This window comes from Streptomyces sp. NPDC058246, assembly GCF_042881985.1.
Lineage (GTDB): Bacteria > Actinomycetota > Actinomycetes > Streptomycetales > Streptomycetaceae > Streptomyces.
Window position 1 is genome coordinate 204,527 of record NZ_JBHVWZ010000005.1, and the last position, 13,449, is coordinate 217,975.

Genomic DNA, 13,449 nt, shown 5'->3' on the forward strand with positions numbered 1-13,449 from the left:
CACCCTCGCCCGTCCCACGCACGCCTCGCCCACCCTCGCGCGTCCCACGCACGCCTCGCCCACCCTGGCCTGTCCCACGCACGCCTCGCCCACCCTCGCGCCCGCCGCGCGCCCCGAACTCACGCTCCCGCATCCCGTGCTCGCTCTCGCGCATTGCGTCTCACCTCCCTCGCCACTTCGGGGCCCGCTTCTCCGTGAAGGCCGCATGGAACTCGGCGTAGTCCTCGCCGTTCATGAGCAGGGCCTGGGTCGAGGCGTCCAGTTCGACGGAGGCGGCGAGCGGCATGTCGAGTTCGGCGGTGAGGAGGGCCTTGGTCTGGGCGTACGCGAGGGCGGGGCCCTCGGCGAGGCGGTGGGCCAGCTGCTGGGCGGCCTCGTCGGCGCCGCCCTCGTCGGCCAGCTCGCTGATCAGGCCGATCCGCTCGGCCTCGGGCGCGCGCACCGGTTCGCCGAGCATCAGCAGCCGGGTCGCGTGGCCGAGTCCGACGACCCGGGGCAGCAGATAGGCCGCGCCCATGTCGCCGCCGGACAGGCCGACGCGGGTGAAGAGGAAGGCGAAGCGGGCCGACGGGTCGGCCACCCGGAAGTCGGCGGCCAGCGCCAGCACCGCACCCGCGCCCGCCGCCACTCCGTGCACCGCCGCGATCACCGGGAACGGACACTCCCGTACCGCCCGTACGACCTGCCCGGTCATCCGGTTGAAGTCGAGGAGCTGGGCGGTGTCCATGGAGAGGGTCGCGCCGATGATCTCGTCGACATCGCCTCCGGAGCAGAAGCCGCGGCCCTCGCCGGCCAGCACCAGGGCGCGTACGGAGCGCTCGCGCGACAGCTCCGCGAGCAGATCGCGCAGGTCGGCGTAGGCGCCGAAGGTGAGCGCGTTGAGCTTCTCGGGGCGGGCCAGGGTGACCGTGGCGACCCCGTCGGCGATCGCGCACCTCAGGTGCTGCCAGTCGGCGGTACGGACGGCGGAGCCGGTGAAGGGACTCATGACGTGCGGCCTCCTCGGGCAGGGCGGCGCTACCTCATGAAATTATCACTCATCTGTGACTGTCGTCACGAGTGCACGATAAGCCAACCCGTCGGCCAACCCGTCGGCCAACCCCTCGGCCAACCCGTCGGCCGACCCGTCGACCAACCTCCCGACCGACCCGGGCGGCCGGCCCGCCCGGCGAGCCCCGACAAGCCCCGACGAGCCGCGCACGCCCGTCACCCGGTCACGGATCATCGACAGGCCCGTAACGGTCGGAGCGAGCATGCGCGGCGGGCCGTTGGTCTGGGTACGACGCCGTATGCCGGGCCGAACGTCCCGGTGAAAGGCCGCCGAGCGCCTCTGCCCGGCAGCGCCGTACCATTCCTGAGGTTGAAAGCAGGACAGCCTGCTCCATGAACGGACCCGCCTTGCACGACACCCCCGTCCCCGCCTCCTGGCGCATCGCGCTGCCGCACTCCACCGCGGCCGTGCCCGTCGCCCGCGCGCTGGTCCGTACGGCGCTGGCCGAGCTGAAGCACGCGGCCGACAGCGACACGGCGGAACTGCTCACCGCGGAGCTGGTCGCCAACGCCGTGGAGCACACCGCCGGGGACGGTCCCATAGAGCTGGTCGTGGAGCTGATGCCTACCGGCTGTCAGGTCGAGGTGCACGACCCGGACCCGGCGCCGCCGGGCAATCTCACGATCCCCCACCCCGTCGGCGAACCGGACCCCTGGCAGGAGCACGGGCGCGGCCTGCTCCTGATCCGCACCCTCAGCTCGTCCTGCGGCCACCGCCCCACCGACTCCGGCAAGGCGGTCTGGTTCAGACTGCCTGTGGTTCCCGCTCAGCGGCGGCCGACGTAGCCTCCGCCCGGACGGCCAGCCGGGAGTGCCGGCGCCCGTAGAGGACGTACACGAGGAATCCGGCCGCCAGGAAGCCCGCGAACTGGATCCAGGTCGTCCAGCCCGTCTCGTACATCAGATACAGGCAGAAGCCCACGCCCAGCAGCGGAACGACCGGATAGAGCGGCACGCGGAAGGTGCGTGCCAGCCCCGGCTCCCTCCTGCGCAGCGCGATCACCGCGACATTGACGGCGGCCATGGTGGCGAGCGTGCCGATCGTGCACAGGTTGACCGCGGCGTCCAGCGACGCGAAGGCGGCCGGGACGGCGAAGACGACCGCGACGATCACGGTGCCCGCCACCGGTGTCGAGGTCTTCGGCGAGACCTTCTCGAAGACGCGCGGAACGAGTCCGTCACGGGACATCGACATCAGGATGCGGGTCTGCCCGTACATCACCGCGAGGACGACCGAGGCGATGGCGACGACCGCGCCGAACGCGATGACACCGCCGCCGACGGTGGAGCCGGTGACCTCGTTGACGACGTACGACAGTGCGGCCTGGCGGCCACCGACCTCGTCGCCGCCGATCGCGCCGATCGCGGCCATGGCCACGGCGCAGTACAGCAGCGTGACCAGGCCGATGCAGATCAGGATGGCGATGGGGATGTTGCGGCGGGGGTTCTTCGCCTCCTCGCCCGCGGTGGTGATCGCGTCGAAGCCGATGTACGAGAAGAAGGCGGCCGTGGTGCCCGCGCCGATGCCGCCGAGTCCGGCCGGCGAGAACGGCGTGAGGTTGCCGTCCTTGAAGGCGCTGAACCCGATCGCGCAGAAGAGCACGAGGATGGCCAGCTTCAGCACGGCCATGGCGGCGGTCGCCCCGGCGCTCTCGCGTACGCCGCGCACGAGCAGGACCGAGGCCAGCGCGATCACGATGACCGCGGGCACGTTGATGATCCCGCCGTCGGCCGGTCCGGAGGAGAGCGCGGCGGGCAGCTGCCCGCCCGTGAGGCTGCTGAGCAGCTCGTTCACGTACTGGCTCCAGCCGACCGCGACGGCCGACACCGAGACGCCGTACTCCAGGAGCAGACACCAGCCGACCAGGAAGGCGGTGCCCTCGCCGAGTCCGGCGTAGGCGAAGGAGTACGAGGATCCGGAGACCGGGATCGCGCCGCCCAGCTCCGCGAACGCGAACGCGGTGAAGACGCAGGTGATCGCGGCGAGGATGAAGGAGACGACCACGGCGGGTCCGGCCTGGGCGACCGAGTCGGACAGGCCGACGAAGATCCCGGTGCCGACGATCGCGCCGACGCCGAAGCAGACGAGCTGGAAGAGGCCCATGGTGCGCTTGAGGCCATGGCCTTCGAGGTCGGCGCCCGATTCGGCGAGGAGGACCTCGGGGGACTTGATACGGAGCGTGCGTGGAGCGGGCATGCGGGTGGTGCTCATTTCCGGTGGTGCGGGTGCGACGCGAGGTGGGTCGCCCGACGGCCGCGGAATGGGTGGCTCCGGGCCGCCGGTCAGGATAAGGCCTGCTGACACACGGGACGGACCGACGAGGCCCGCAACCAGTCCGGCCCGCCGGGACGGGCGCCAGACCAGCGAGGCCCGCAACCGACCAGCCCCGCCGGAACGAGGGGTCAGGTCAGCGCGGGCCGCAACCGGTCAAGCCCGCCGGAACCAGGGACAGACCAGCGAGGCCCGCAACCGGCCAGCCCCGCCGGGACGAGGGGTCAGGCCAGCGCCGGCCGCAACCGGCCAGGCCCGCCGGGACGACGGTCAGGCCAGCGTGGCGACCAGGATCGCCTTGATGGTGTGCAGTCGGTTCTCCGCCTCGTCGAAGACGACGGAGTGGGCCGACTCGAAGACCTCGTCGGTGACCTCCAGGGAGTCCAGGCCGTGGGTCTCGTAGATCTCGCGGCCGACCTTCGTGCCGAGGTCGTGGAAGGCCGGGAGGCAGTGCAGGAACTTCACGTCGGGGTTGCCGGTGGCGCGCAGCACGTCCGTGGTCACGGCGTACGGGGACAGCGCGGCGATGCGCTCGGCCCAGACCTCCTTGGGCTCCCCCATGGAGACCCAGACGTCCGTCGCGACGAAGTCGGCGCCGAGGACACCCTCGGAGACGTCCTCGGTGAGCGTGATGCGGCCGCCGCTGCGCTCCGCGAGTTTGCGGGCCTGCGTGACGATCTCGTCGGCGGGCCAGTAGGCCTCGGGGGCGACGACGCGGACGTCCATGCCGAGCAGCGCGCCGGTGACCAGGTACGAGTTGCCCATGTTGAAGCGGGCGTCGCCGAGGTAGGCGAAGGCGATCTCGCCGAGCGGCTTGGCGCTGTGCTCGGTCATCGTGAGCACGTCGGCGAGCATCTGGGTGGGGTGCCAGTCGTCGGTCAGACCGTTGTAGACGGGCACTCCGGCGTACGCGGCGAGCTCCTCGACGGAGGCCTGGCTGTCGCCCCGGTACTCGACCGCGTCGAACATCCGGCCGAGGACGCGCGCGGTGTCCTTCACGGACTCCTTGTGGCCTATCTGCGAGCCGGACGGGTCCAGATACGTCGTCGAGGCACCCTGGTCCGCCGCCGCGACCTCGAACGCGCAGCGCGTGCGGGTCGAGGTCTTCTCGAAGATCAGCGCGATGTTCCTGCCCCGCAGGTACTGGGTCTCGGTCCCGGCCTTCTTGGCCGCCTTCAGCTCGGCGGCCAGCTCGATCAGACCGCGGAACTCCTCTTCGGTGAAGTCCAGCTCCTTGAGGAAGTGGCGGCCGGCGAGGGCGGTCGGGACTGTCGCCATGGCGGTGCTCCAGGGTTACGAAGACGGGGACTGTGGAATTCTATACGATGGCCAGAATTTCTATACGGCACCTATGGTGACTGTACGATCTCGCCCCGCACCGCTCCGTACCGCTACACGGCCTCGCGTTCGACGGGACAGCTCATACAACGCGGCCCGCCCCTCCCCCGCCCCAGCTCACTCCCCGGGATCTCGATCACCTCGATGCCCTGTTTGCGCAGATGCGTGTTGGTGGTCGAGTTCCGCTCGTAGGCGACCACGACCCCCGGTTCGACGGCGAGGACGTTGCACCCGTCGTCCCACTGCTCCCGTTCGGCCGCGTGCACGTCCTGCGTGGCGGTCAGGACACGGATCTCGCTCAGCCCCAGCGCCGCGGCGATCGCGCGGTGCATGTGCTCCGGGGGATGGTCGGTGACCTTCAACTCCTTGTCCCCCGCGCCCGGTTCGATGGTGTACGAGCGGAGCATGCCGAGCCCGGCGTACTGCGTGAAGGTGTCGCCGTCGACCATCGTCATCACGGTGTCGAGATGCATGAAGGCCCGCCGCTTGGGCATGTCGAGCGCCACGATCGTACGGGCGGACCCGGCGGCGAACAGCTTGTGCGCGAGCATCTCGACGGCCTGGGGCGTCGTCCGCTCGCTCATGCCGATGAGCACGGCTCCGTTGCCGATGACGAGCACGTCACCGCCCTCGATGGTGGACGGATAGTCCACCTGCCCCTCCGACCAGAGGTTGAAGGACTCGTCACGGAAAAGCGGATGGTGCCGGTAGATCGCCTCGAAGTGCACGGTCTCGCGCTGCCGGGCCGGCCAGCGCATGGCATTGATGGAGACCCCGTCGTAGATCCAGGCGGAGGTGTCCCGGGTGAAGAGGTGATTGGGCAGCGGCCCGAGCAGGAAGTCGTCGAGGTCCATGACATGGAAGCGCACGGAGGTCGGCTCCGGGTGGACGTCCAGGAACTCCCGCTTGGTCATGCCGCCGACGAGCACGGACGCCAGCTCCGGTGCGGGCAGTGTCTCGAAGGAGGCCCGGAGATGGTCGGTGGCCAGCGGCCCGTACTCCTTCTCCTCGAACACCCGGTCAAGGACGAGCGATCGGGCCGCCGGGATCTCCAGGGCCTCGGCGAGCAGGTCACCGAAGAGGTGGACGGTGACCCCGCGGTCGCGCAGCACGTCGGCGAACCCGTCGTGCTCCGCACGCGCCCTGCGCACCCACAGCACGTCGTCGAAGAGCAGGGCGTCCTTGTTGCTGGGGGTGAGCCTTTTGAGCTCGAGATCCGGCCGGTGCAGGATGACGCGGCGCAGCCGCCCGGCCTCGGAGTCGACGTGGAGTCCCATGTCTCCATCCTGACCATCCGGACGCGTGTTCACCCGCCGATCGCCGGACCCGCCCCTCTTTGATTTCGTCCCCTTGACGATAAGCCGCCACCTCTTTATCGTCTTACTGACGACAACAGCGAGCGAGCACGAGAGGTCGCCCGGACCGCTCGGCGACAACGGATCGCCGGGACCGCCCGGCGACGAGGGGGTACACATGGCCGACATCACCCGGCGTCTGGGCTGGCGCCATCTGCGCGGAGCGCCGACCGCCCATGTCCGGCACCACCGCTCGGGCCGCCTGGTGCACGACGGCCCCGGGCTCAGCTTCTGGTACCGCGCCCTGACCGCCGCGCTCTCCGAAGTCCCGGTCGACGACCGCGAGTTGGCGATGACCTTCCACGCCCGTACGTCCGATTTCCAGGACGTCGCGGTGCAGGCGACCGTCACCTACCGCATCAGCGATCCCGCGGTCGCGGCCGCGCGCCTGGACTTCTCCATCGACCCCGACACCGGCGCCTGGCGCGGCGCACCCCTGGAGCAGCTCTCGACCCTGCTGACCGAGACGGCCCAGCAGCACGCGCTGGACGTACTGGCCCGTACGTCGCTGGCGGCCGCCCTGGTCGACGGCGTCGCGGCGGTACGGGAACGGGTCGCGGGCGGACTCGCCGCCGAACCCCGGCTGCCCGCGACGGGGATCGAGGTGGTGGCCGTGCGGGTCGTCGCGCTGCGCCCGGAGCCCGAGGTGGAGCGGGCGCTGCGCACCCCCGCCCGCGAGCAGATCCAACAGGACGCGGACAAGGCGACGTACGAACGCCGCGCGGTCGCCGTCGAGCGGGAGCGCGCGATCGCCGAGAACGAACTCGCCAGCCAGATCGAACTCGCCCGCCGCGAGGAGCAGTTGGTCGACCAGCGGGGGACGAACGCACGGCGCGAGGCGGAGGAGCACGCGGCGGCGGACGCGGTACGGGCCGGTGCGGAGGCGGCACGGACGGTGCGCCTCGCGGAGGCGGAAGCGGCGCGCACGGTGCAGCTCGCGGAGGCGGAGGCCACGCGGTCGCTGCGCCTCGCCGAAGCGGAGGCCACCCGTAAGGTGCGGCTCGCGGGCGCCGAGGCCCAGGCCGAGCGCGAGATCGGTGCGGCCCGGGCCGAGGCACAGGCCGCCTGGCTGCGGGTCCACGGGGACGTGGACGTCACCACCCTGCATGCCCTGACGGGCACCCGGCTCGCGGAGAACCTGCCGCGGATCGAGAGCGTCACGGTCTCCCCGGACGTCCTGACGGGGCTGCTCGCCAAGCTCGGCAACGGTGTCGCCGGGGAGCCGGAGTGAGTCTCGCGCCCCGGGTCGTCCTCGTCCATCGCACCACGGAGTACGAGGAGTTGGTCGCCCGGCACGGCACGCACGGGCAGGCGGCGTTCTTCCTCTCCTCCCGGGGACGGGACATCGAGGAGGTGGCCGAACGGCACCGGCGGGCACGGGAGGCGCTGGCCGAGGTGGTGTCCGTGGTGCCCTTGACATGGCGTCAGGCGCGCGTGGAGCGGGCGGACCTGGACCGGTTCCTCTTCGCGCCCGAGGACGTGGTGGTCGTGGTCGGGCAGGACGGACTGGTCGCGAACGTGGCCAAGTACCTCACGGGCCAGCCGGTCGTGGGCATCGACACCGATCCGGGACGCAATCCTGGGGTGCTGGTGCGGCACCGCGCCGGCGACGCGGGCGCGCTGCTCGCCGCCGCGCGCGGGGGCCACGCCGACGAACTGACCATGGTCGAGGCGGTCGCCGACGACACGCAACGGCTGGTCGCGCTCAACGAGATCTACCTGGGAGCCGCGGGCCATCAGACGGCCCGCTATCGGCTGGGGCTCGACGAGTACGGGGGTGCCGTCGAGCCCCAGGCCTCCTCCGGTGTCCTGGTGGGCACCGGGACGGGGGCCACCGGCTGGCTCCGCTCCGTATGGCAGGAGCGGGGCGGCGAACAGCCGCTGCCCGGCCCCACGGACGACCGCCTGCTCTGGTTCGTCCGCGAGGCCTGGCCGTCACCGGCCACCGGCACATCGCTCGTGGCCGGCGAACTCACCGCGTCCGGCCGCCTCTCCCTCACCGTGGAGTCGGACCGGCTCATCGTGTTCGGGGACGGGATGGAGGGGGACGCGGTGGAGCTGACCTGGGGGCAGACGGTGCGGGTGGGGGTGGCGGGGGTCCGGCTGCGGTTGGTGGGGTGAGGCCGGGGCGGGCCGGTCCCCGGGGCGGCGAGAACCCTAAAGGCGTGGGTCCACCGGTTCCGACTCCAGCGCCAGTACCCCGAACACGGCCTCGTGCACTCGCCACAGCGGCTCGCCCTCCGCGAGCCGGTCCAGGGCCTCCAGCCCGAGCGCGTATTCGCGGATCGCCAGCGACCGCTTGTGGTTCAGGAAGCGCCCGCGCAGCCGCGCGAGGTTCTCCGGGCGGGTGTACTCCGGACCGTAGATGATCCGCAGGTACTCGCGCCCCCGGCACTTGATGCCGGGCTGGACCAGGCGGCCCTGCGGGCTGCGCACCACCGCGCCGACCGGCTTGACGACCATGCCCTCGCCACCGCGGCCGGTCATCTCCAGCCACCAGTCGACGCCGGCCCGCACCGACTCCGGGTCGGCGGTGTCGACGTACAGCCGTCGGGTCGTCTGCAGCAGTCCGGTTCCGTCGTGCTCCACGAGGCGGTCGAGCAGGGCGAGCTGCTCGTCGTGCGGGAGCCCGCTGAGGCTCCGGCCCTGGACCGCGAGGATCTGGAAGGGAGCCAGGCGCACCCCGTCCAGGCCGTCCGTCGTCCAGCAGTAGCGCCGGTACGCGTCCGTGAACGCCGCCGCGTCCGAGGCGCGTTCACGCTGCCGCGCCAGCAGGTCCCGTACGTCGACCCCACGCTCCGCCGCGCCTTCGAGCGCGGCCAGCGCCCCCGGGAACGCTGCACCGGACGCGGCGCCCACAGCCGCGTACTGACTGCGCAGCAGCCCGGACGCCTTCAGCGACCACGGCATCAGCTCGGCGTCGAGCAGCAGCCAGTCGGTCTCCAGGTCCTTCCACAGCCCGGCCTCCGTCACGGCGGCCCGCAGCCTTCCGAGGATCTCCTCGGTGACGGCGGCGTCGCCGAAGAAGGGCCGGCCGGTACGGGTGTACAGCGAACCCGTGGGCCCGTCCGCCACCCCGAACCGCTCGCGCGCCACCTCCGCGTCCCGGCAGACCAGCGCCACGGCCCGCGAGCCCATGTGCTTCTCCTCGCACACGACCCGGGCGACCCCGTCCTCCCGGTACTGCGCGAAGGCCTCGGCCGGATGCTCGAGGTAGCCCTCGATGTGCGAGGTCGCGGTCGGCGCCATGGTCGGCGGCAGGTACGGGAGCAGCCGCGGGTCCACGGCGAAGCGGCTCATGACTTCCAGGGCAGCCGCCGCGTTCTCCTCGCGGACGGCGACCCGGCCCGCGTGCCGCGTCTCGACGGCCCGGCGGCCGTACACGTCCGCCAGGTCCAGCGGCCGGCCCTCGTGTCCGCCGGGCGCCTCGGAAGCGAGCGGCTTGGCCGGCTCGTACCAGACCCGCTCGGCCGGTACGTCGACGAGCTCGCGTTCCGGCCAGCGCAGCGCGGTGAGCTTGCCGCCGAAGACGGCACCGGTGTCGAGGCAGATGGTGTTGTTCAACCAGGTGGCCGTCGGGACCGGGGTGTGGCCGTAGACGACGGCCGCCCGGCCCCGGTAGTCCTCCGCCCACGGGTAGCGCACCGGCAGCCCGAACTCGTCCGTCTCGCCGGTCGTGTCGCCGTACAGGGAGTGCGAGCGCACCCGGCCGGAGGTCCGCCCGTGGTACTTCTCGGGCAGTCCGGCGTGGCAGACGACGAGCCTGCCCCCGTCGAGCACGTAGTGACTGACGAGTCCGTCCAGGAACTCCCGCACCTGCCCCTTGAACTCCTCGCTCTCCCCCTCCATCTGCTCGATGGTCTCGGCGAGGCCGTGGGTGTGCTGGACCTTGCGGCCCTTGAGGTGGCGGCCGAACTTGTTCTCGTGGTTGCCGGGCACGCACAGGGCGCTGCCGGACCCGACCATGGACATCACGCGGCGCAGCACGCCCGGGGTGTCCGGGCCGCGGTCGACGAGGTCACCGACGAAGACGGCCGTACGTCCCTGCGGGTGCACCCCGTCGACGTACCCCAACTTCCTGAGCAGCAACTCCAGTTCGGAGGCGCAGCCGTGGATGTCGCCGATGATGTCGAAGGGGCCGGTGAGGTGGGTCAGGTCGTTGAAACGCTTCTCGGTGACGACCGACGCGTTCTCGATGTCCGCCACGCCCCGCAGGACGTGTACCTTCCTGAACCCCTCGCGTTCCAAGTGCCGCAGCGAGCGGCGGAGTTCACGGGTGTGGCGCTGGATGACGCGGCGGGGCATGTCCGCGCGGTCGGTGCGGGAGGCGTTGCGCTCGGCGCACACCTCCTCCGGCACATCCAGCACGATCGCGATGGGCAACACGTCGTACTTCTTGGCGAGTTCGAGGAGCTGGCGGCGACTCTCCTGCTGCACGCTGGTCGCGTCGACGACCGTGCGGCGGCCGGCCGCGAGCCGCTTGCCCGCGATGTAGTGCAGGACGTCGAAGGCGTCGCCGCTGGCGCTCTGGTCGTTCTCGTCGTCGGCGACGAGGCCCCGGCAGAAGTCGCTGGAGATGACCTCGGTCGGCTTGAAGTGCTTGCGGGCGAAGGTCGACTTGCCCGATCCCGACACACCGATCAGGACCACGAGGGAGAGGTCGGTGACGGGCAGGGTACGTGCCTTCTTGATCTCGTCGGTCATGCGGCCTTCTCCTCCTTCGTGGTCGGCGTGTCTGTGCTCATCGAAAAAACGGCCATCTGGGTGGGCGGGCCCACCTCGGGGTCGTCGGGCCCGACGGGAGTGAACTCCACGTCGTAGCCATGGCGTCGGGCGACCCGCTCGGCCCAGGTCCGGAACTCCTCGCGCGTCCACTCGAAGCGGTGGTCGCCGTGCCGGGAGTGGCCGGCCGGGAGGGTCTCCCAGCGGACGTTGTACTCGACGTTCGGCGTCGTGACGAGGACCGTCCTCGGGCGGGCGGAGCCGAACACCGCGTACTCCAGGGCGGGCAGCCTCGGCAGGTCGAGGTGCTCGATGACCTCGCTGAGCACGGCGGCGTCGTACCCCTTGAGGCGGGTGTCGGTGTAGGCCAGCGAGCCCTGGAGGAGCTGGACGCGCGCGGCCTGCCGCTCGCCCATCCGGTCCAGCTTGAGCCGCCGCGAGGCGATGGTGAGCGCGCGCATCGACACATCGACGCCCACGATCTCGGTGAACCGCGTGTCCTTGAGCAGTGCCTGCACCAACTGGCCCTGTCCGCAGCCGAGATCGAGGACGCGGGCCGCTCCGGACGTGTGCAGCGCGGCGAGGATCGCGTCCCGCCGCCGGACCGCGAGCGGCACGGGCTTCTCCTCGGTGTCCGTCTCCTCGTCGACCGCGTTGTCGATCTCCTCGACCTCGGTGTCGTCGGCCTCGGCGAGCCGTACGAGTTCGAGGCGCTCCATGGCCTCCCGGGTCAGCGACCAGCGGCGCGAGAGGTACCGGCTGGTGATCAGCTTCTGCTCGGGGTGGTCCGGCAGCCAGCCCTCGCCCGCCCGCAGCAGCTTGTCGACCTCGTCGGACGACACCCAGTAGTGCTTGGCGTCGTCGAGCACGGGGAGCAGAACGTAGAGGTGGCGCAGCGCTTCGGCGAGCGTCAGCCCGGCCGCATCCAGTACGAGGCGCACGTACCGCGAGTCGCCCCACTCCGGGAACTCGCCGTCCAGCGCCACGGCCTCGACCGTCACCCTCCAGCCCAGCGGCTCGAAGAGCTGTCGTACGAGGTCGGCGCCGCCGCGTGCGGGCAGCGCGGGCACCTCGATCCGCAGCGGCCTGGGCTGCTCCGGCAGCTCGGGCCTGGCGGTGCACTGGCCCTTCATCGCGCTGGAGAACACGCTGCTCAGCGCCACGGCGAGCAGGGAGGAGGCCGCGTACGGGCGGTCGTTGACGTACTGCGCGAGCGCGGCGTCGGGCGCACCGCCGCGGCCCTTGCCCTTGCCGCGCCGGACCAGCGCCACCGCGTCGACCTCCAGCAGCAGCGCGGCCGTGCACCGCTCGACGGACGCCTCGGGGTACAGGACGTGCGCCGTGCCGTAGGAGGTCGAGAACGCCTGCGCCTTGTCGGGATGCTTGTGCAGCAGGAAACCGAGGTCGGTCGCGGGGCGCTCTGGGGTACCGGTGGTACTGATCGTCAGGAACACGGTGGGTCTGCCTCGAAACGTCTTCAGTGGGAAGGCGCGCCTGGTTGATCACAGCGCCTTCACAACGTACAGCGAACGCCTCGAAGGGATTCGGGAATTTCCTCCGCGTACGTCGACGGCCCCCTCGGTGCCCGGCGCGGTGACCGGCGTCGGCGGCCCGGGCATCCCCGACAGCTGACGGGCGAGGGCGAGCGCGCGACAGGGAGAGAGGGAGAGGCTGGTCAGGAGGGCAGGGAGGTGAGCCAGTCAGTCAGGAGGCGGTTGGTCTCGGCCGGGCGCTCCTGCTGGAGCCAGTGGCCGCAGCCGTCGAGGATGTGGGAGGAGACCAGGCCGGGCAGGGTGGTGGGGTACGCCTCGATGGCGTCGGCCATCCATGTGGTGGAGGCGTCCAGGCCGCCGCCGAGGAAGAGCGACGGCTGGGTGAGGGCGGCACCGTCGTAGCCGGCGAGGTCTTCCCAGTCGCGGTCCATGTTCCGGTATCGGTTGAGCGGCCCGGTCATGCCGGTCCGCTCGAACTCCCCGGCGTAGACGTCGAGATCATTCTCGCCGAGCCAGGCGGGCAGCGGCCCGGTGGGGAAACGGTCGCGGAGCCGCCCGCCGCCGGTGACGAAGTGCGGGTCGGGTGCGCCGGGTCCGGGCATGGTGTCGGCGGACAGGGCGGCGTAGAAGCCCGCGAGCCAGCCGCGTACGTCGGGCTCGATCTCCGCTTCGGCGCGGCCGGGCTCCTGGAAGTAGGAGACGTAGAACTCCTCTCCCTCCGGCCCGCCCAGCTGCGCGAAGATCTCACTGGGCCGCGGACCTCCCCGCGGGGCGTAGGGGACGCTGAGCAGCCCGACGGCGCGGAAGACGTCCGGCCGGATCAGGGCGGAGTCGGCGGCGATGGCCGACCCCCAGTCGTGCCCCACGATCACCGCCTGCCGCTCGCCGAGAGCACTCACGACCGCCGCGTTGTCCGCGACCAGTTCGAGCATGCGGTACGCGTCCGTGGCATCGGGCTTGGACGAACGGCCGTAACCGCGGACGTCGATGGCGACCGCGCGGTACCCGGCCGCGGCCAGGGCCGGCAGTTGATGGCGCCAGGAGTACCAGGACTCCGGGAATCCGTGCACGAGCAGCACCAGCGGTCCGGTGCCCTGCTCGACCAGATGGATCCGGCCCCCCGGCGAGGAGACCAGCCGGTGGGTGAGGTCCGTGGTCGGCTGCGTCATGGGTGCGTCCTTCGCGGCGTGGTCGGCTGCGTCATGGGTGAGTCCTTCGC

10 protein-coding genes are annotated in these 13,449 nt (G+C 71.5%); 3 read left to right on the forward strand and 7 right to left on the reverse strand.

Annotation, left to right across the window (positions count from 1 at the left end; all coding sequences use genetic code 11):
* Positions 1-160 precede the first annotated feature (160 nt).
* On the reverse strand, positions 161-988 hold the full coding sequence (locus tag ACFVXA_RS09985) for an enoyl-CoA hydratase family protein (RefSeq protein WP_390024560.1): 828 nt from the start codon (positions 986-988) through the stop codon (positions 161-163).
* A 395-nt stretch (positions 989-1,383) separates the two neighbouring features.
* Here ACFVXA_RS09985 and ACFVXA_RS09990 point away from each other — a divergent pair, with 395 nt between their 5' ends.
* Entirely contained in the window at positions 1,384-1,836 is a 453-nt protein-coding gene (locus ACFVXA_RS09990; protein WP_362017248.1) for an ATP-binding protein, read from the forward strand.
* Here the strand turns inward: ACFVXA_RS09990 and ACFVXA_RS09995 are convergent.
* The 3 genes from ACFVXA_RS09995 to ACFVXA_RS10005 form a co-directional block, all read right to left on the reverse strand.
* The gene (locus tag ACFVXA_RS09995) at positions 1,796-3,247 is read right to left on the reverse strand and encodes an amino acid permease (protein ID WP_389744897.1); all 1,452 of its coding nucleotides are present in this window, start codon (positions 3,245-3,247) and stop codon (positions 1,796-1,798) included. The genes ACFVXA_RS09990 and ACFVXA_RS09995 overlap by 41 nt on opposite strands.
* A 345-nt stretch (positions 3,248-3,592) precedes the next feature.
* A complete protein-coding gene (gene argF / locus ACFVXA_RS10000) occupies positions 3,593-4,600 on the reverse strand; it encodes an ornithine carbamoyltransferase (RefSeq protein ID WP_390024562.1) in 1,008 nt (335 codons plus the stop codon).
* 113 nt (positions 4,601-4,713) lie between these two features.
* On the reverse strand, positions 4,714-5,937 hold the full coding sequence (locus tag ACFVXA_RS10005; RefSeq protein ID WP_362017241.1) for an arginine deiminase: 1,224 nt from the start codon (positions 5,935-5,937) through the stop codon (positions 4,714-4,716).
* Positions 5,938-6,133: 196 nt separating this feature from the next.
* Between ACFVXA_RS10005 and ACFVXA_RS10010 the strand changes: the two genes are divergently transcribed.
* A complete protein-coding gene (locus ACFVXA_RS10010; protein WP_362017239.1) occupies positions 6,134-7,246 on the forward strand; it encodes an SPFH domain-containing protein in 1,113 nt (370 codons plus the stop codon).
* Complete coding sequence (locus ACFVXA_RS10015; RefSeq protein WP_362017237.1) at positions 7,243-8,136, forward strand: hypothetical protein; 894 nt, start codon at positions 7,243-7,245, stop codon at positions 8,134-8,136. Before ACFVXA_RS10010 ends, ACFVXA_RS10015 begins: the two co-directional genes overlap by 4 nt.
* A 36-nt stretch (positions 8,137-8,172) precedes the next feature.
* Here ACFVXA_RS10015 and ACFVXA_RS10020 read toward each other — a convergent pair whose 3' ends face one another.
* The 3 genes from ACFVXA_RS10020 to ACFVXA_RS10030 form a co-directional block, all read right to left on the reverse strand.
* Positions 8,173-10,719 (reverse strand): polynucleotide kinase-phosphatase, encoded by a 2,547-nt coding sequence (locus tag ACFVXA_RS10020; RefSeq protein WP_390024564.1) that lies wholly within the window; start codon positions 10,717-10,719, stop codon positions 8,173-8,175.
* Positions 10,716-12,191 carry a 3' terminal RNA ribose 2'-O-methyltransferase Hen1 gene (locus tag ACFVXA_RS10025; protein ID WP_383738367.1) on the reverse strand — a complete coding sequence of 492 codons (1,476 nt, stop codon included), beginning with the start codon at positions 12,189-12,191 and terminating at the stop codon, positions 10,716-10,718. The genes ACFVXA_RS10020 and ACFVXA_RS10025 overlap by 4 nt, the downstream gene beginning before the upstream one ends.
* Before the next feature lie 221 nt (positions 12,192-12,412).
* The gene (locus tag ACFVXA_RS10030; RefSeq protein ID WP_390024567.1) at positions 12,413-13,399 is read right to left on the reverse strand and encodes an alpha/beta fold hydrolase; all 987 of its coding nucleotides are present in this window, start codon (positions 13,397-13,399) and stop codon (positions 12,413-12,415) included.
* Positions 13,400-13,449: the final 50 nt, after the last annotated feature.

Coding starts and splice junctions, on each gene's coding strand:
- ACFVXA_RS09985 (WP_390024560.1), bottom strand. CDS start 988: ATGAGTCCCTTCACCGGCTCCGCCGTCCGTACCGCCGACTGGCAGCAC.
- ACFVXA_RS09990 (WP_362017248.1), top strand. CDS start 1,384: ATGAACGGACCCGCCTTGCACGACACCCCCGTCCCCGCCTCCTGGCGC.
- ACFVXA_RS09995 (WP_389744897.1), bottom strand. CDS start 3,247: ATGCCCGCTCCACGCACGCTCCGTATCAAGTCCCCCGAGGTCCTCCTC.
- argF (WP_390024562.1), bottom strand. CDS start 4,600: ATGGCGACAGTCCCGACCGCCCTCGCCGGCCGCCACTTCCTCAAGGAG.
- ACFVXA_RS10005 (WP_362017241.1), bottom strand. CDS start 5,937: ATGGGACTCCACGTCGACTCCGAGGCCGGGCGGCTGCGCCGCGTCATC.
- ACFVXA_RS10010 (WP_362017239.1), top strand. CDS start 6,134: ATGGCCGACATCACCCGGCGTCTGGGCTGGCGCCATCTGCGCGGAGCG.
- ACFVXA_RS10020 (WP_390024564.1), bottom strand. CDS start 10,719: ATGACCGACGAGATCAAGAAGGCACGTACCCTGCCCGTCACCGACCTC.
- ACFVXA_RS10030 (WP_390024567.1), bottom strand. CDS start 13,399: ATGACGCAGCCGACCACGGACCTCACCCACCGGCTGGTCTCCTCGCCG.